The organism is Streptomyces sp. TRM64462, assembly GCF_013362995.1.
Lineage (GTDB): Bacteria > Actinomycetota > Actinomycetes > Streptomycetales > Streptomycetaceae > Streptomyces.
In genome coordinates this window covers 14,029-31,277 of sequence record NZ_JABWDV010000389.1, presented here as the reverse complement: position 1 = coordinate 31,277, position 17,249 = coordinate 14,029, and the positions used below count along the sequence as shown (strand labels likewise).

Sequence of the window (17,249 nt, the reverse complement as noted above, 5' to 3'; positions counted from 1 at the left end):
CTCCTGGATCGATCCGAACCTCACCTCCCCCTCCACCACCATAGACCAAGTTTCGAACGTCTGTACGACATCATGGGTGTCCGCCATTCGGACCCGCCCCACCTGCGAAAACGGGCCGCGACCCGGAGCGTGGGGGCATGACGCTCGCCTCCGAGGTGCGAAGCGCCGTCACGCCCAGGGCCGCGCTGCTGGTCGTCGGCGTCCTCGCGCTCCAGCTCCTGTTCATCGCCTCCTACGTGGGCGCCCTGCACGACCCCACGCCCAGGAACGTCCCCTTCGGGGTCGCCGCACCCGGCCCCGGCGGGGAGCAGGCCGCCGAGCGGCTGAACCGGCTGCCCGGCGACCCGCTCGACGCGCGGGCGGTGACCGACGAGGCGGACGCCAGGAAGCAGATCCTCGAACGGAAGATCTACGGGGCCCTCGTACTCAACCCCGAGGGCACCACCGACACCCTGCTCGTCGCCTCCGGCAGCGGAACGGTCCTCGCCTCCGCCCTGGAGCGGATCGTCACGGCGGCGGAGCTGCCCCAGCGCCGCACGGTCCGCACCCTCGACGTGGCCCCGGCGTCCGGCGACGACTTCAACGGGCTGTCCGCGTTCTACCTCGTCGTGGGCTGGTCCGTGGGCGGCTATCTGCTCGCCTCGGTCCTGGCGATCAGCGCGGGCGCCCGGCCCATGAACATCCAGCGCGCGACCATCCGGCTGGCCGTCCTCGCGCTCTCGGCGATCCTCGGCGGCCTGGGCGGCGCGCTCATCGTCGGGCCCGTACTCGGCGCGCTGCCCGGCAGCGTGGCGGCCCTGTGGGGCCTGGGCGCGCTGGTGGTCTTCGCGGTCGGCGCGCTCACCCTCGCCCTCCAGGCGCTGACCGGGATCGTCGGGATCGGCCTGGCCATCCTGATCATCGTGGTCGCGGGCAACCCGAGCGCGGGCGGTGCCTTCCCGTACCCGATGCTGCCCGACTTCTGGCGGGCGATCGGCCCTGCCATGCCGCCGGGCGCGGGCACCTGGGCGGCGCGCTCGATCGCGTACTTCAAGGGCAACGCGATCTCGGGCTCGCTCCAGGTGCTGTCGATCTGGGCGGCAGCCGGCGCGGTGGTCACCCTGGTGGTGTCGTCGCTGCGCCGCGACAACGGCACGCCGGGCAAGCCGATCGGCACCTGACGCGGCGGGGCCCGCACGGTGAACCATCGCACCGTACGGGCCCCGCGCTCCGAACCGCCTGTCAGCCGATCTGCGCCCCGTACGCCTCCAGGGCCTCCGTCACCGGCTGGAAGAACGTCGTACCGCCGGAGGTGCAGTCACCGCTGCCGCCGGAGGTGAGACCGACGGCCGCGTCGCCCGAGAAGAGCGAGCCGCCGCTGTCGCCGGGCTCCGCGCAGACCGTGGTCTGGATGAGGCCCTCGACGATCTGGCCGTTGCCGTAGTTGACGGTCGCGTCGAGGCCGGTGACCTCGCCCTCGTGCACCTGCGTGGTGGAGCCGCTGCGGGTCACCCGCATGCCGACGGTCGCATCGGCGGCCTGGGTGATCTCCTGGGAGCCGCCGTCGTACAGGTTGACCGCGCTCGGGTGCTCGACGTCCTTGTCGTACTTGACCAGCGCGAAGTCGTTGCCGGGGAACTGCGAGTCGACCATCGTGCCGACGGGCTCGCCGCCCCGTGTGTCCGACCACGAGGAGCCGGTGTCGCCGCAGTGGCCGGCCGTGATGAAGTGCGGCTCGCCGTCCTTGACGACGTTGAAGCCGAGGGAGCAGCGGCCGCCGCCGCTGTGGATGGCGTCGCCACCGGCGACGAACGGCGTGAACGTGCCGGCGGCCCGCTTGAGCTCCGCCTTGCCGCCGAGCCCCTTCACGACCTGGTCGAGCTTCTCCCAGGACGCGCCCTTGACAGTGCTGTCGGCGGTGACGACGACCTTGTTCGTGACGGGGTCCACGGCCCACGACGTGCCCGGGATGGTCGCCCGGGTCTTCAGCGTCTGCCGCGCCGACTTCAGTTCGGCGAGTGAGTGCTCGACGACCCGTGCGGTGCCGCCCGCCTGACGGACGGTCGCGGCGGCGCCCTCGTCGACGACGGTGACCACGAGGGTGCGGGACTCCGCGTCGTAGTAGGCGCCGGCGGTGTCACCGTCGGTGAGCTTCGCGTCGAGCGAGGAGGCCAGCTTTCCGGCCGCGTCGGCGGACAGGACCCGGGCCTCGAACTGCGGTACGTCGTCGCTGGCGTTCGCAGTCTGGAAGGTGACCGCCGCTCCCAGCAACGCCACAACGGCGCCACCGGAGACGGCCGCACGCTTCCTGGATATACGTCGGTGCTTCAACATCGACCTCCTGTGGGGGCCGTGCCGGGCGCGTGGGGTGCCCTGGCACGGAGGATGGGCCGACCACTATTCCGATACCAACGGGTAGCACACAAGGTCGACTTCAGGACGCGCACACGATGCGCACACCGCGCCCCCGGCGCACCGGGCTACCCCCGGTCACCAGTGGTCGGTTCCGACTGCGAACACCGCGTGCGACGGGGCCCTCGGCGGGGTGTGAGGACTAGTCCTGTCCGGTTCCTTCTCCGTTTCCCTCCGGTTCCTGATGGGACATCATCAAACGAGGCGGCGAAGGAGGCGGGATTCGTGCGAGGGCGGGTGCGCACGGCGGACGGCCGGCATCTGATGGTGGAACGCCTGGGCGACCCGCGCGGCAGCCCCGTGTTCCTGCTGCACGGAACGCCCGGCAGCAGACTCGGCCCGGCGCCGCGCGGGATGGTGCTGTATCAGCGCGGTATGCAGCTCATCGCGTACGACCGCCCCGGGTACGGCGGTTCGGACCGGCTGCCGGGCCGCACCGTCGCGGACGTGGTCCACGACGTGACCGCCATCGCCGACGCGCTCGGCCTGGAGCGGTTCGCCGTGGTGGGCCGCTCGGGCGGCGCCCCGCACGCCCTGGCCTGCGCGGCGCTCCTGCCGAAGCGGGTCACCCGGACGGCCACGCTCGTCACGCTTGCGCCCCGGGACGCGGACGGGCTCGACTGGTTCGAGGGCATGACCGCGCACAACGTCCGCGAGTACGAGGCCGCGACGGTGGACCCGGACGGGGTCGCCGCACGCCTCACGCCCCGTGCGGAGGCGATCCGGAAGAACCCGGTCCAGCTTCTGGAGGACCTCCACCGCGAACTGACGCTCCCGGACCGGCTGGTCGTCAAGGACGCGGGCGTCCGCTCCATGCTGCTCCGCAACTACCAGGAGGCGCTGCGGACGTCCCCGTACGGCTGGATCGACGACGCGCTGGCGTTCTGCGGCCCGTGGGGGTTCGACCCGGCGGACATCCCCGGGGAGGTCCTGCTCTGGCACGGCGAACAGGACGTGTTCTCCCCGCCCGGCCACTCCCGCTGGCTGGCGCGGCGCATTCCCCGCGCCCGCGCGGTCCTTGAACCGGCCGCCGCCCACTTCGACGCGTTGCACGCGTTGCCGAGCGTCCTGACGTGGCTGCTGGCCGCGGCCTGAAGAGGAGTCCGGGCGGCAGTTCTTTCCCCTACCCCGCCCCTTCCCGAATCGGGGGCTCCGCCCCCGAACCCCCGCTCCTCAAACTCCCCCAAGCTCTTCGAGCAGGGGGTACCCCCACAGGCGCGACAACGGGGTCTGGGGCGGAGCCCCGGTTCGGGAAGGGGCGGGATAGGGGACAGAACCGGTACCGGATGCCGTCACACCGCCAGCGGCTCCAGGTCGCGGTGGACGCGGCGTTCGTCGCGGGCGAGGCGGGTCAGGGCGTGGTCGTCGCCCAGGAGCCGGGACAGCTCGCCGGCCGTCTCCGCACGCAGCCGCCCCGCCTCCCCCTTCCGCCCCAGCGCCCCCAGCGTGACCGACATGTTGGACGCCACCGCCAGCACCTCCGGGTGGTGCGCGCCCAGCACCTCCCGCAGCGCCCCCACCGCACGCCGCTCGATGTCCAGCGCCTCCTCCAGCTCCCCCAGGTCCGCCTTGGCGTTCGCCAGGTTCACCGTGCAGAACAGCGCGTGCGGATGCCGCTCCCCCAGCACCGCCCGCATCGTCCCGAGCGCCCCCCGCAGGAGCTGCTCGGCGACCTCCGGCGCGCCGCAGCCCCACTGGTAGATGCCCAGGTTGTTGATGGCGGCCAGGGTGTACGGGTGCCGTTCGCCCGGCACCTTCGTGTACTGGTCGACGACCTCCTGCGCCAGGTCCCGCGCCGCGACCGGCTCCCCGGCCGCGTACAGGTCGGCGGCGAGGTTCAGGTCGCAGGCCAGCGAGTCGGGGTTGGCCGACGTGTACTTGGCCCGGTACCGGTTGCGGGTCGCCGTCGTCAGGCGCCGCGCGTCCTCCATGAGCCCGGCGCGCCGCAGCGACACGGCGAGGCTCTTGCCCGCCGCCAGCGTGCCCGGGAACGTACGCCCCAGGGTCTCCTTGTACGCGGCGTACGTACGGCTCAGCAGCGCCACCGAGTCCTCGTACCGCCCCACCTCCCGCAGGTCACGGGCGAGCGACGTCGCCGACGACAGGGTGTACGGGTGGTCGGGTCCCAGCACCTCCGTACGCCGGTCGAAGACGTCCTGGTCGATCTCGCGCGCCCGCGCGTACTGCCCGACCATGCGCAGGTTGAGCGCCAGGTTGTTGGCGGCGGCCAGGGTGCGCGGGTGGGACTCGTGGAAGATCTGCTGGAAGCCCTCGTGGGCCTCGGTCGCCAGCTCCATGGCCCTGCCGTACTGGCCGAGGGTGCCCAGGTCCATGGCGAGGCCGCTGGTCGTCATGTACGTGTGCGGGTGCGAGGGGCCCAGCACGGCCTTCTGCCGTTCCAGGGTGACCTCGTCGAGCTCCTTCGCCTCCACGTAACGGCCCTGCGACCGCAGGATGTTGGAGAGGTGGAAGCGCAGGTAGAGGTACTGGAGGTCGTTGTCGCCGAGCATGTCGCGCCAGGCGTCGCGCAGTTCCGTGGCGAGCGTCCACGCGGACTTCCAGTCGCCGCGCTTCCACAGGTACCGCACCCGGTCGATGAGGAGCCGCCGGGTCTCGGGCTCGTCGCAGAACCGGGCCTCCGATGTCGCCAGGTGCGGCCAGATCGTGGCGAAGGCGGGCCAGGTCGACGGGTTGTCGATCGGCTCGTCGTCGTCGGGCCTGGCCCCGGCGAGCACCCGGTGGACGGCGTGCCGTGCCTCGTTCTTCTCCTCGTCGGTGAGCTGGGCCCGGATGACGGCCTGCACGAGCCGGTGGACCTGGATGGAGTTGGACACCTGGTCGACCTTGGCCAGCGCGAACCGCCCGATCTCCCGGATGACCCGGCCCAGCACCAGCTTCTCCTGGAGCGACGGGTCGTACGGTTTGAGCGCCTCGATCATCTCCTTGCTGTACAGGAGGTTGGCGTGGATCGGCTCGGGCGCGAAGAACGCGCAGAGCTGGAGCAGCCGCACCGCCGCCGGTGAGCGTTCCTTGAGCCGTTCGATCGACACGTTCCAGGTCGCCGCCACCGGTTCCGGGTAGCCGGCCGGCTGGTTGAGTGCGAGTGTGCTGGCGGCGGCCTCCTCCAGCTGCTCCAGGTACGCGGAGACCGGGGTCGCCGTCTCCGCGATCCACGCCGCCGCCTGCTCGACGGCGAGCGGCAGGTCGCCGACGGCCTCCGCGACCCGGTCGGCGTCCTCGGCGCTGAGCCCGCGTGCGCGCCGCTGGAGGTGTTCGACGGACTCCTCGCGGAGGAACACGTCGATGGGCAGGGCGTCGCCGTGGCTGGACCAGGCCTGGTTGCGGGAGGTGACGAGGATGTGGCCGCCGCTCGGGAAGTACCGTTTGAGCTGGTCCGGGTCGTCGGCGTTGTCGAAGACGAGCAGCCACCGGTTGGACGGCACACCGCGCCGCAGCAGGTCGACGGCCTCCTGCGAGGCGGTCGCCATGTCCTCGCCGACCTGCGCGCCGAGCCGTACGGCCAGCTCGGCGAGCCCGGCGACGACGTCGTCGGGGCGTTCGGCGGAGATCCACCACACGAGGTCGTAGTCGGCCATGAAGCGGTGCACGTACTCGAGGGCGACCTGCGTCTTGCCGACGCCGCCGAGCCCGTACAGGGTCTGCGGCTGCGGCAGGACCACGGCCATGCCGACGCCGAGCTGGTCGCGCATCCGCTCCAGGACGACGGAGCGGCCGGTGAAGCCGGGGTTGCGGGGCGGAGCGTTCCAGATCTTGGGGACGGTCCCGGGGAACCGCGGCCCGGGCGAGGCCACGGCGTCCGCGTGTTTCACGGGCCGGTCGAGTGCGCGGAGCAGCACACCGGTGGCGTGGACCTCGTCGAGCCGGAACAGGTCGACGGGGTTGCGGTCGATGTACGGGGCGGTGAGGCGTACGTCCCCGACGCGCAGCGGCAGCAGGTGGCGGCGCCCGCCGCCGGGTTCCTCGGCGGCGGCCCGCCGCCAGAACTCGACGGCCCGCGCCGACTTGAGGTAGGCGCTGGAGAGCAGCACCACGGTGCGGGCGGCGTTGTCGGCGGCCGCGTACGGATCGGACCCGCCGGACGCCCCGCCGGACGCCCCGCCGGACGCGCCGCCGGACGCGCCCGGGGCCGTCCCCGGGGCCGTTTCCGGGTCGGCCGACACATCGCGGGGGACGACGCGGAATCCGGCGCGGGTGAGGACCGACTCGATCCAGTCGGCCCACATGCGGTTCTCCGCGACGTAGGACAGGAAGAGGTCGGTGGGCAGGGCGGGGCGGCGCCGGGTGAACGCGTCGCGGATGCGCAGCCGCACCTCCTCCTCGACCGTGGGCATGGCCGTGACCTGGTGGTCGGTGACGACGGCGGTGAGCCGTTCGAAGGCGGACAGCAGCGAGTTCGCGATGCCCGCGTCGTCCCCGAAGGTGGCGAGGGTCTCCTCGTACGCGTAGTAGGGCCGGTACGGGATCTCGACGGCGCCCCAGTAGGCGGCGAGCTCGTCGCCGGTGAGCCCGGTGGGGAAGCCGTCGAACTTGAGCCGGGCCAGGGCCCGCCCGGCGTCGGCCTTCTCCTTCTCGCCCTCGTCGATGCGCATGGGGACGGGGAAGACGCGGATGCCCCGGCCGCCGTAGCGCTCGTCGATCTGGCGGGCGACGGCGGCGGCGCCGTCCATGGACTGGTCGCTGAGCGTGAAGCAGTCGACGAGCACGTCCGGGAGGTGGACGGTGCAGATGTCCGCGATGTCGCTGAGGCCGGTGCGGCTGTCGATGAGGACGTAGTCGTAGTTCGCCTTCATGTCGTCGCGCAGGGCGTCGAAGAAGTGGCCGCCACCGAGCCGGTCGTAGAAGTTGTCCCAGTCGAAGGTGGAGACGGTGGCCGAGTATTCGCGGTTCTGTCTTCCCGCGGAGACGAAGTCGAGGGTGCCGCCCGCGGGGAACTCCCAGCCGAGGAGTTCGGGGGTGAGGGAGACGGCGTGCGGCTGGACGCGGGCGTAGTCGCGGTGCCAGTCGTCGGGCCGCTGGACGGGGTTGGTGGCGGCCCAGGCGTACTCGGTGATGAGGTCGATGACGCCGGTGGTGGCGCCGAGTGTGGACGGGTCGAGGAACGGGTGGAAGAACCGGTGCAGGCCGGGTGCCTCCAGGTCCCAGTCGACGGCGAGCACCCGCTTGCCGTTGGCGGCGAGAATCCAGGCCGTGTTGGCCAGGGCCATCGTCCGTCCCGTACCCCCCTTGTAGGAGTAGAAGGTGACGATGCGTCCATCACGACGGGCGGTCATCCGGGTCCTCCGCATCGGGCGCGCTGTCGGGCGTCTCGGGCATGGCGTGCGTGGTGCCGAACTCTTGGGGCAGCGGGCCGCGCAGCCGGGGCCGTTCGGTGGGGCGGCTGCCGGCGGGGGCCGGCGGGTAGACGGCGGCGTGGCGCAGGTACTGCTGGGCGGCGGCCTCGACGACCTGGGGCAGGAGCTGGCCGAACGCCTCCATGCTGGGGACGCCCCGTGCGGCGGCGCGGCCGGCGGCGCGGCCCTGTCCCATCTTGACGGGCATGGTCTCTTCGAGTTTCGCGGAGAGTTCGGTTTCGGCCGCGCGGCTCTGCTGGTCCACGCGGTTCCAGGGGACGACGACGCTCACCCAGGGCCGGTGCTCGGCGTCGAAGGCGGCGAGCCGGCGGCGGCGTTCCTCGTCCTGGAGGGCCCAGCGGTCCACGAGCAGGATCTCGGGCCGGGACGGGGGCGCCTTCGCGTCGAGGGGGACGGTGTCGTGGTCGAAGGACGCGACGCTCACCTGGTAGTTGAGGGACCGGACGAGGTCCTCGGCGACGTAGGCGAGGGGCCGGGCCGCCTCGGGGTGGTAGGGGTTCCAGTCCTGCGGCATGTCGCCGTAGTAGGCGGGGTCGCGGCCTTCGGGGAGGTCGTGGTGGGTGGGGGCGGCGACGGTGACCTGGAAGGGGCGGGGGCCGCCGCCGGGGGGTCCGAAGGCGCTGGGTACCTGCCGGTAGTCGACGGGGCGGCCGGGCGCGACGCGCGTGGTGTCGGCGACGGAGACGATGCGTTTGGCGAGTTCGTAGACGGCCCGCTCGTACTCCTCCTCGAATATGCGGAGTTTGATCAGCCCGTAGAGGCCGTCGGTGACATAGCGGTCGCCGAAGGCCCGGTGGTTGAACTGGAGGCGTTCGGCGGGGCCGGGGAGCTGTTCCGGCGGGACGGGCAGCCACAGGGCGGGGACAATGGCGTCGGCGGCGTGGGCGTGCTTGGCGGTGTGGAGGATCGCGCGCTGGGCGAAGGCGTACCACTCCTTGCCGCACATCACGCTGGCGAAGTAGCGGCGCGAGAAGAGGGGGACGAAGACCCTGCAGGTGGCGAGGACTTCGGCGAGCCGCTCCGACCAGCCCTCGCCGGAGCGTATCTCCCGGTCCATGAACCCGGCGGGCGCCCCGGCGGGTAAGTCGGTCATGGCCATCACATGGCCGCACAGGTCGCGGAAGAGCCGCTCGACCCACATGTCCGGGTCGGGACCGCCGGCCGCGTAGCGCGGTGTGTGCGCATAGCTGAGGAAGAAGTACGGCCGATGGTCCGCCGCTCTCTGCTGTGGTGACGCGTGCACACGACCCCCGTCCTGCTGTGAACACGAACACCCGTATCAGGGATGTGGGTAAGGAAGGATACGAGCTCATTCATCATTACGGACCGGAGTGCGCACAACGCCTCTGGTGCCCGGTCATTCACCGGCCCTTTTCGGTCAACGTCGGTACGGGGCCTCTTTCGCGTCCTTGCGCAGTCCGGAGAGGAGCAGTTTGCCGTCGACGGTGAGTTCCGGGGCGTTCTCCAGCAGGTCCAGGGCCCGGTCGAGGGGCTCCGCGTGGCCGGGTTCGTACGCCGCGAGGGCCACGCGCTCGTATGTCTCGGCGAGCAGGGTGGACAGCGGGACGGGTGTGGCGTGCCAAGGCGACGGGTGGGTCCAGGCGCCGTCCAGGGCGTACAGGTCCGTGATGTCGAGCAGGGCGCGGAGCCGGGCGCGGCGGTGGCCGCGCAGGAGGGCGCGGGCGAGGTCCTCGGGGGAGCCGTCGTACGGGACGCCGAGGGCGCCGGGGCCGTGGCGTCCGACGGAGGGCTCGGTTCCGGTGAGCGGCGTGAGGGTGGTGAGGTACTGCTCGGGGCCCCGGATCCCGGCGCGGCGCAGCAGGGCGAGGGCGCGGGTGATCCGGCCGGTCCAGTCGGCGGAGCGGGGCGCGTCGAGGGGGCCGGTGGCGGGGGTCGCGTAGCAGTCGCGCCACGGGTCGTGGCAGTCGATGGCGAGACCGCCGACGCGCCGGACGGGGAACCAGCCGGCGCCGGGTTCGGCGGGCGCGGCGATGTGCCGCTCGGTGCCGTCCGCGTTCCGTACGAGGAGGCCGCCGGCGCCGGTGGCCCGCAGCTCCAGGGGCCCGGGGGTCTCGACGCGGAGGGTGCCGAGCGTGGGCAGGTTCAGGAAGCGGCCGTTCCAGGTGAGCCGTACGGGGGTGTCGAGGCCGGCCCGTACGGCGGCGGCGACGACGTACCGGGCCAGCTGCCGTGCCGGGTCGAGTCCGTCGGGGCGGTGGGCGCGGAGGGCGTCGAGGGCGGCGAGGAGCCAGGTGCGGGTGTACGGGTGGGCGAGGACGTCGTCGAGGGCGTCGGGCCGCTCGCGTTCGACGCGCCCGGCGAGCTCCCACGCCTCGGCCCAGCCGCCGTCGCCGCCGCGTTCCGCGCTCTCGCTGACCTCGCTGACCTCGCTGATCTCGTTGATCTCGCTGTTGAGCCGGGCGAGGAGGAAGCGGGTCAGCTCGCCCTGCTCGGCGGCGAGCGCGGCCGGGTCGGTGACGGCGGGCGACGCGAGGGCTGCGGCGGTGCGGTCCTCGACGCCGCGTACGAGCGCTTCGAGGTCGGCGCAGTACACGGACGGGTTGTCGAAGCCGGTCTCGGGCCGGTAGCGGTGCGTGTAGAGGCCGCCTCCGCAGGAGCGGACGACGGGGCAGGTGCGGCAGGTGGCGCTGACGCCGTCGATACCGCGCTGCCGGGCCTGGACGCCGGGGTGTGCGGCGACGTCGTCGAGGGTGTGGCGGAACACGTCGAAGCCGGTGGCGGCGGCCCCTTCGTAGGCGCTCTTGAGCGAGTCGACCTGTTCGAGGCTGCCGTCGGTCTCGATGACGACGAGGTCGGTGGGCGCCAGGCCGAGGGACTCGGTGAGGCTGGGCCCGCCGGCCAGCGTGGACAGGACGGACTCGAAGAGCCGTACGGGCAGGGGCCGGCCCTGGCCGTTCCAGCGGTCGAAGGCGGCGAGGATCCACTCGGCGTACGCGGTGGGCGCGGCGCCGGGCGGCCGGGGCGGCGGGTGCTCCCAGGTGGCGTGCGGCAGCAGGAAGTCGATCCGGGGAGGGTCGAGCGCGGTGAGCGCGTCGTACACGGCGACCGGGTCGTTGGCGAGGTCGATGGTGCAGAGCAGGCCGAGGTCGAGGTGGCGGTAGCGCTCGCTGTGCAGCAGGTCGAGTGCGCGCAGCACGAGGGGGTGGCTGCTGCGGCCGTCGGCGAAGCGGCGGTGCCGGTCGTTGGCGGCGCGGTCGCCGTCGAGGGAGATGCCGACGCGGACCCCGTACGTGTCGAAGACGTCGAGGTGGCGGGCGGAGAGCTGGACGCCGTTGGTGTGGATCCGCAGGTCGAGGGCGGTGACCGGGGCGAGGGCCCGGGTGAGTTCCGCGCAGATGCGGCGCAGCCGTGCGGGGCCCGCCAGCAGGGGCTCCCCTCCGTGCAGGATCACTGACACGGAGGGCAGGGAGTGGGCCGAGGCGTGTTCGGCCAGTCGCCGGGCCGTCCAGGTGAGGGCCTCGTCGGTGAGGACCTTCGGGCGGGTGCGCCAGGTCTGGTCGGCGTGTTCGTAGACGTAGCAGTGATCGCAGGCGAGATCACAGCGGCTGTGGACTTTGAGGACGATCTCGCGGAAGGGGACCAGGGGTCCGGTCATTCCGCCAGTCTAGAGCGCGGAGTTGAACGTGGCGGAGCGCTGTTCACGGGCGGCGCTCTCCGCGGGCAGGACGCGGCTGAGCCTCTTCGCGGCGTCCGCGCCGCGCGCATCGAGCTCGGCGAGGGGGACGCGGTTCTTCTTCGCGGCGAAGGTCACGGAGGTCTGAGCGCTCACGGCGGCCGTCCTTGAGGGATATGAGTCGATCCATGGAGATCGGCGGGAAACCGCACCGTTGCGGTGTCGGCGGCACGACTTTACTCTCGTGGCCACCTGCAGCAAATCAAGCGCATGCGGACGAAACAAAAGCGTTGCGCCAGTATTCCCCGATCGACCCGGAACAAGCCATTCCATCGAACGAGTGACGACAAAACCGCAGACGGGGGTGCGCATGACCGGGTATCACGGCCCGCTCCAGAGCATGGTCTTCCGCAACGCGGACCTGCCGGCGCTGTTCCACCGCGCGGACGAACTGGCGGTCGCCCGCCAGCGGGAGGCCGTGCAGGCCACGCGCCTCCAGCTGCTCCTGCTGGTGCTCGGCGCCTGCCTGGCGGCGCTGCCCGGGACCTGGCGGATCGGCGGGGCGTTCCAGCCGGCGGGCGCGCTGAGCGCGCTGGCGTACGCGGGTGTGCTGGTGGTCACCTACCGTGCCTCGCGGCGGCGCCCGAAGTCCCAGTGGCAGCTGAACCGTTCGGCGGCGGAGTTCATCAAGTCGATGTCGTGGCGTTACGCGGTGCACGGGGCGCCGTTCGACTCGGCTTCCCCGGATGTCGACGGCGCTTATCTTTCCCGGCTTGAGGAAGGCCTGGCGGAATTACGGAAAGTGGGCTGGGCGGATCCGCGCGAGGCGGAGAAGGCGTCCGGTTCGGAACTCATCACCCCGGCCATGCGGATGCTGCGCGAGAAGCCGTTCCGGGTGCGTAAGGAGACGTACGTACGGGACCGGCTGATCGAGCAGCGGAACTGGTACCACCGCCGCCAGGTGGTGTCGCGCCGGGCGACGGCCCTGTGGTCCGCGACCACGGCGGCGCTCACCCTGCTGGCCCTGCTGCTGGGCGCGCTGCGCGCGTTCTCGGTGGGCGGGTCGCCGGCCGCGGCCGGGCTGTTGTCGGCCGCGGCGGCCGCGTCGGTCGCCTGGAGCGAGATCCGCCGCCACCAGCCGCTGATCGCGGCGCACTCGTTGGTGGAGGAGGACCTGGCGGCGATGCACACGGCGATGGAGACGGTCGTCACGGAATCCCAGTGGCCCACGGCCGTGTACGAGACGGAGCGCGTCGTCTCCCCCCAGCACACCGACTGGCTGGTCCAGCACCGCCGGTAGGGCGTGTCTCAGGGGCGCTTCACCCCCGCGCGCCAGATCACCGTCACCGGTTTCCCGAGCGCCCGGGCGTACTCGACGATGTCGGCCGTGCCGCCCAGCCCCCGGGACGGCGCCCCGTCCCACACGGCCAGCAGGCGGTCGCAGTTGTCCGCGATGTACGCGCCCGCCGCGTAGTACGCCTCGTCCGTCGCGTGCGCGTACGGGAGCCGCACCTCCCGCGTCGCCCGGTCCTTCAGGGCGCGGTAGCGGGCCAGTTCGGCCGCGTCCGCGAAGCCGTCCTCGTAGTCGCCGCTCGGCACGACGACCGTCAGCTCGGCGCCGCTCGCGAGCGCGATGTCCGCGAAGAGCGTGTCCGCGCCGACGGCCAGGCTGGACAGCGCCTCCAGGGGCGCACCGCCCCGGTGTCCGTCGAACACGGCGGTCATGGCGGCGCGCACATGAGTGTGGAGCTCGTCCGGGATGTGCCGGTGGCCCGTCACTCCGATGCGCTTCATCCGCCCCGCCCCCGCCCCCGGTGCCCCGTGCTCGTTCGGACCCCCGCCCGCCGGCCGAGGCGATGCGGGCGGGGGCTCGTGTCGTTCCCGTCAGCGCGTCGGTGTCAGTAGACGCTGACGCGGTAGGCCTTCAGGGCCTCCGTGACCGGCTGGTAGAACGTCGTCCCGCCGGTGCGGCAGTCGCCGCTGCCGCCGGAGGTGAGTCCGACGGCGAGACTGCCGGAGTAGAGCGGTCCGCCGCTGTCGCCCGGTTCGGCGCACACGTTGGTCTTTATCATGCCGCGCACGATGTCCCCGCCGCCGTAGTTGACCGTGGCGTTGAGGCCGGTGACGGTGCCGCTGTGGGTGCCCGTGGTGGAGCCGGTGCGGGTGACGGGCATGCCGATGTACGCGTCGGTGGCACCGGTGATGTCGGTGCTGCCGGCCGTCCCCGGGTGGGACAGCGAGGTGTTGTCGTAGCGGACGATGCCGTAGTCGTTGCGCGGGAAGCTGGAGCCGACCGTGGGCCCGATGGCCGTGCTGCGGGACGAGTTGACGTACCAGGTGCCGGCGCCCTCGGTGCAGTGTCCGGCCGTGAGCAGGTAGTACGTACTGCCGCTCCGTACGTTGAAGCCGGCGGAGCACCGCCAGCTGTCGGCGTAGATGGCGTCGCCGCCGGACAGGAGCTTGGAGAAGGTCCCCGAGGTGCGTTCGACACGCAGGGCGCCGGCGTTGGGTCCTGCGGCGCGCTTGATACGGGCCAGTTCGGCGCGTGAGACGGTCGAGTCGGCGGTGACGACCAGGGTGTTGGTCGCGGTGTCGACGTGCCAGGCGGTGCCGGGCACGTCGGCCGCGAGGACGGCGTCGCCCGCGGCGGACAGCTGGTCGGCGGTGAAGGTGCCCGCCGCGTCCGCGTTGGCGTGCGTGGCGGGGACGGTGAACGCGGCGGCCGCCGCCAGGACGGCGGTGGCGGCGGCGACCAGACGGCTCCGTCTGGCGATGCCGCTGCGCGGGGTGGTGCGCTTGATCCTCACTTCGCTTCCTCCCGAGGGGAATCGGGGGCCCGGCCGTGGGGTCCGGGCCCGTGAGGCGCAGCCGGGACGGATCGCGTCCCGGCAAGCGCTGCTCGGGAAGTATTGGTGCGCTCAACTCGCCACGCAAGAGGGCGTGTCAGCCCGCGAGGACCTGCCGCTCCCCCGCCGTGATCGCGACCGGCAGGGTGTTGCCGGGCGGCGGCAGCGGGCAGATGAAGTGCGCCGCGAACGCGCAGGGCGGCAGCAGCGCCCGGTTGAAGTCGACCGTGACGGTGCCGTCGGGGGCGGGCGGGGCGGGGCGCAGGAACCGGAAGCGGTAGCTGTCCTGGCCGCTGGTGGCGTCGGCGAAGACGGCCCACAGCGACCCGTCGTCCTCTGCGACGGACTGGAGCGCGTACGCGGTGCCGTCCAGGGTGAAGGTGAGCTCGCCGGACAGGTGCAGTCCCCGCTCGCGTCCGTCGGCGTTCTCGACGCGGACGCTGCGCGGGTCCTCGTACGGGTGGAACGTGCCGCGCACCACCCAGCGCGGGTCGTACGGCGTGGCCTGGATGCCCGTGAAGAAGCGGCGTGCGGGGGCGTCCGGGTCGAAGTCGCGTACCGCCCAGAGCCCCTCACGGCGCATCACCACGAGCCGCCGCTCCCCGGCCGAGGCCCGGGACTCGGGGACGGGCACGTGGTCGGCGGCCAGCCGGATGTCACCGATGAACGGCCGGCCGTCGACGCTGATGCCGTCCTCGGGGGCGGCGGTCAGCAGCACCGCGTCGCCGTCCTCGCGCCAGGTGCCGGGTACGGAGGGGAGGCGGCCGTCGGGGTGGTCGGCGAGCCAGTGGGTCCCGGTGAGGGAGAGCGGGCCGTACGGGGAGGCGACCTGGGCGGTGCGTCGCTCGTGCCAGCGCTGCCAGTCGTGCTGCGGATCGTGCTGCGGGTCGGGGTCGGTGCTCGTCCTGGGCGTACTGCTCATACCGGACACCGTACGACGTCAGCAGCCGTCACACGGGCAGCAGCAGTCGCAGGGCCCGCAGTCGCAGTTGCACTTGTGGCAGCAGCCCTCCCGCTTCTTGCGCGACCAGGGCCCCTCGTACTCGTCGGCGCAGCACAGCTTGCAGGTGCAGCACAGGCCGACGAAGGCGCCGCACCCGGCCCAGAAGCCGCGCGGCGGCTTGCGCCCGTCCGGGTAGCGACCGCCCCGGGGCGGAATCCCGCCGGGACCGCCAGGACCACCGGGACCTCCCGGGCCACCGAAGCCCCCGTGACCTCCCGGGCCGCCGTGGCCGCCGTGGCCGCCGAAGCCGGGCCCGCCGGGGCCGCCCGGCTGTCCGCCCCCGTACGGGTTGGCGGAGCCGTACGGTCCGTAGCCCTGGCCGCCGCCCTCGTACGGGTTGCCGTGCGGCGTGCCGTACGGCCCGGGCGTCCCGGGCGTCCCGGGCGTCCCGGAAGCGGCGCCGTACCCCGGGTGCGAGCAGCTCGTCGTGCCGAACGCCCGGTCCACGGAGCGCCGCAGCTCGTGCGCGAGCAGCCGGTGCAGCAGCCGGTCGTCGACGAACTCGGCGTCCCGCAGCGCGAGCCGGACGCCGTGCACCGCGTCGTCGGCGAGCCGCCGGGCCTCCGCGAGCGACGTGCCGGTCGCGGCGAGCGGGTTCCAGGCGCCGGACGCGGCGTCGGCGTCCAGGTCCTCGATGGCGTCCAGCAGATGCGCGAGCCGCCCGAAGAGCCGGCCGGCCTCGGCCAGCGGCGCCGCGTTGTGCGGCTTGCCCGCCAGGACGGCGGTGTGCGCGAAGGCGGCCGCGGTGGCCGTCTCGGTCGGCTCGGTGACGGTCAGCAGCGGCGTGCCGGGCCCGGCCAGCGCCTCGATGCCGGCCTGGCGGTCCACGGCGTCGAGTAGGACGGCGGTGTCGAAGCCGAGCTCCCGTCCGGTGCGTGCGCCCGCCGCGCCCCAGCGGTGCGCGACCCGGCGGGCCGCGGCGGCGACCGGGCGGCGGGCCAGCAGCCCGTCCCGGTCGGTGACGTGGTCCCGTACCTTCGCCGACGCCAGCACGAGCGAGACGGCCGCGGCGAGCCGGGCGCCCTCGCCGCGGGCGACGGGCGCGGTGCGCAGGGCGCGCAGCGGGCAGGGGCCCGCGGTGCGCCGGGCGTCGGCGGTGCGCTCTGTCTGAGCCTCCGTCAGGACGGAGACGATGAGCCCGTCGTAGTTGGTGGCGACCCGGGCGAACTGCCCGTGGTCGGCCCGCAGGGCCAGGCAGAGGCCGCAGAGATGGGCCGTCCACTCGGCCTTGAGGCCTTCTGTGAGCCTGTGTGCGCAAGGCCTGACGATTCCGAACATGCCGCTCCCCCGTGTGCGTTCTCGCGCGCCAGGTGGGCATGGTAGCGGCGGGGGCCGTTCACCCGTACGTCCCCTCCCCTCACCCATACGGTCCGAATGTCATATTTGAGTGACAATGCGGGGTGCTCATGGCCCCTACGCAGGCAGAACTCTGACGAATCGCCATATCCACTGCACCAGTCCCGTCACGAATCGCTCGCGCGGCGACTATCCACTTGGCGCGCAATCCGCATCATGGACGACCATAGGGGTGCGGAACCACACGTGACCGCGTTGAAAGGAGGCGTCGATGGGATCGGTGCGCAAGGCCAGTGCATGGCTGGGACTCGTCGAGGACAACGACGAGCGCTACTACGACGACGAGTACGCCGAGGGTGCTGAGAACGGCGACGCCTGGGTCACCGACCCCCGGGTGCGGGTCGCCTCCGAGACCGCCCAGGAGGAGGGCCGCCGGATCGCCACGGTGTCCCCGGACGGCTTCCGGGACGCCCGTGCCATCGGCGAGCTGTTCCGCGACGGCGTCCCGGTCATCATGAACCTCACGTCCATGGAGCCCGACGACGCCAAGCGTGTGGTCGACTTCGCGGCCGGTCTGACGTTCGGGCTCCGCGGCTCGATCGAGCGTGTGGCCACCCGGGTCTTCCTGCTGACGCCCGCGGACACGCAGATCGTCAACGGGGAGCCCGGGGGCCGCGACCAGGACGGCTTCTTCAACCAGAGCTGAG

Annotated in this window: 13 protein-coding genes; 4 read left to right on the top strand and 9 right to left on the bottom strand. The window is 72.7% G+C overall.

The genetic code is table 11. The annotated features are described in order from the left end of the window. Positions 1-137: 137 nt before the first annotated feature. Positions 138-1,160 carry a DUF3533 domain-containing protein gene (locus HTZ82_RS22280; RefSeq protein ID WP_175411223.1) on the top strand — a complete coding sequence of 341 codons (1,023 nt, stop codon included), beginning with the start codon at positions 138-140 and terminating at the stop codon, positions 1,158-1,160. Between the two features lie 61 nt (positions 1,161-1,221). Here HTZ82_RS22280 and HTZ82_RS22275 read toward each other — a convergent pair whose 3' ends face one another. Next, positions 1,222-2,310 carry a S1 family peptidase gene (locus HTZ82_RS22275; RefSeq protein ID WP_175411233.1) on the bottom strand — a complete coding sequence of 363 codons (1,089 nt, stop codon included), beginning with the start codon at positions 2,308-2,310 and terminating at the stop codon, positions 1,222-1,224. 306 nt (positions 2,311-2,616) lie between these two features. On the opposite strand from HTZ82_RS22275, the gene HTZ82_RS22270 reads away from it, so the two are divergent. After that, positions 2,617-3,486, top strand: a complete 870-nt coding sequence (locus HTZ82_RS22270) for an alpha/beta fold hydrolase (protein ID WP_175411222.1) — start codon at positions 2,617-2,619, stop codon at positions 3,484-3,486. A 197-nt stretch (positions 3,487-3,683) separates the two neighbouring features. On the opposite strand, the gene fxsT is transcribed toward HTZ82_RS22270, so the two are convergent. From fxsT to fxsA, 4 genes are all read right to left on the bottom strand, one after another. Then, the gene (fxsT, locus tag HTZ82_RS22265; RefSeq protein ID WP_175411221.1) at positions 3,684-7,682 is read right to left on the bottom strand and encodes an FxSxx-COOH system tetratricopeptide repeat protein; all 3,999 of its coding nucleotides are present in this window, start codon (positions 7,680-7,682) and stop codon (positions 3,684-3,686) included. After that, on the bottom strand, positions 7,666-9,006 hold the full coding sequence (gene fsxC / locus HTZ82_RS22260; protein ID WP_175411220.1) for an FxsC protein: 1,341 nt from the start codon (positions 9,004-9,006) through the stop codon (positions 7,666-7,668). The genes fxsT and fsxC overlap by 17 nt, the downstream gene beginning before the upstream one ends. A gap of 135 nt (positions 9,007-9,141) precedes the next feature. After that, on the bottom strand, positions 9,142-11,379 hold the full coding sequence (gene fxsB / locus HTZ82_RS22255; RefSeq protein ID WP_175411219.1) for a radical SAM/SPASM protein FxsB, inactivated metallohydrolase extension form: 2,238 nt from the start codon (positions 11,377-11,379) through the stop codon (positions 9,142-9,144). Between the two features lie 9 nt (positions 11,380-11,388). After that, positions 11,389-11,553, bottom strand: coding sequence for an FxSxx-COOH cyclophane-containing RiPP peptide (fxsA, locus tag HTZ82_RS22250; protein ID WP_175411218.1), 165 nt, complete (start codon positions 11,551-11,553; stop codon positions 11,389-11,391). A gap of 244 nt (positions 11,554-11,797) precedes the next feature. On the opposite strand from fxsA, the gene HTZ82_RS22245 reads away from it, so the two are divergent. Then, positions 11,798-12,697 (top strand): DUF4231 domain-containing protein, encoded by a 900-nt coding sequence (locus tag HTZ82_RS22245; RefSeq protein WP_175411232.1) that lies wholly within the window; start codon positions 11,798-11,800, stop codon positions 12,695-12,697. An 8-nt stretch (positions 12,698-12,705) separates the two neighbouring features. On the opposite strand, the gene HTZ82_RS22240 is transcribed toward HTZ82_RS22245, so the two are convergent. The 4 genes from HTZ82_RS22240 to HTZ82_RS22225 form a co-directional block, all read right to left on the bottom strand. After that, positions 12,706-13,191 (bottom strand): hypothetical protein, encoded by a 486-nt coding sequence (locus tag HTZ82_RS22240; RefSeq protein WP_175411217.1) that lies wholly within the window; start codon positions 13,189-13,191, stop codon positions 12,706-12,708. Between the two features lie 104 nt (positions 13,192-13,295). Then, entirely contained in the window at positions 13,296-14,204 is a 909-nt protein-coding gene (locus tag HTZ82_RS22235; protein WP_175411216.1) for a S1 family peptidase, read from the bottom strand. A 136-nt stretch (positions 14,205-14,340) separates the two neighbouring features. Next, positions 14,341-15,165 (bottom strand): DUF1684 domain-containing protein, encoded by an 825-nt coding sequence (locus tag HTZ82_RS22230; RefSeq protein WP_175411215.1) that lies wholly within the window; start codon positions 15,163-15,165, stop codon positions 14,341-14,343. An 18-nt stretch (positions 15,166-15,183) separates the two neighbouring features. Next, positions 15,184-16,524, bottom strand: coding sequence for a DUF5685 family protein (locus HTZ82_RS22225; RefSeq protein ID WP_175411214.1), 1,341 nt, complete (start codon positions 16,522-16,524; stop codon positions 15,184-15,186). A gap of 289 nt (positions 16,525-16,813) precedes the next feature. Here HTZ82_RS22225 and HTZ82_RS22220 point away from each other — a divergent pair, with 289 nt between their 5' ends. Beyond that, a complete protein-coding gene (locus tag HTZ82_RS22220; RefSeq protein WP_175411213.1) occupies positions 16,814-17,248 on the top strand; it encodes a cell division protein SepF in 435 nt (144 codons plus the stop codon). Position 17,249: the final 1 nt, after the last annotated feature.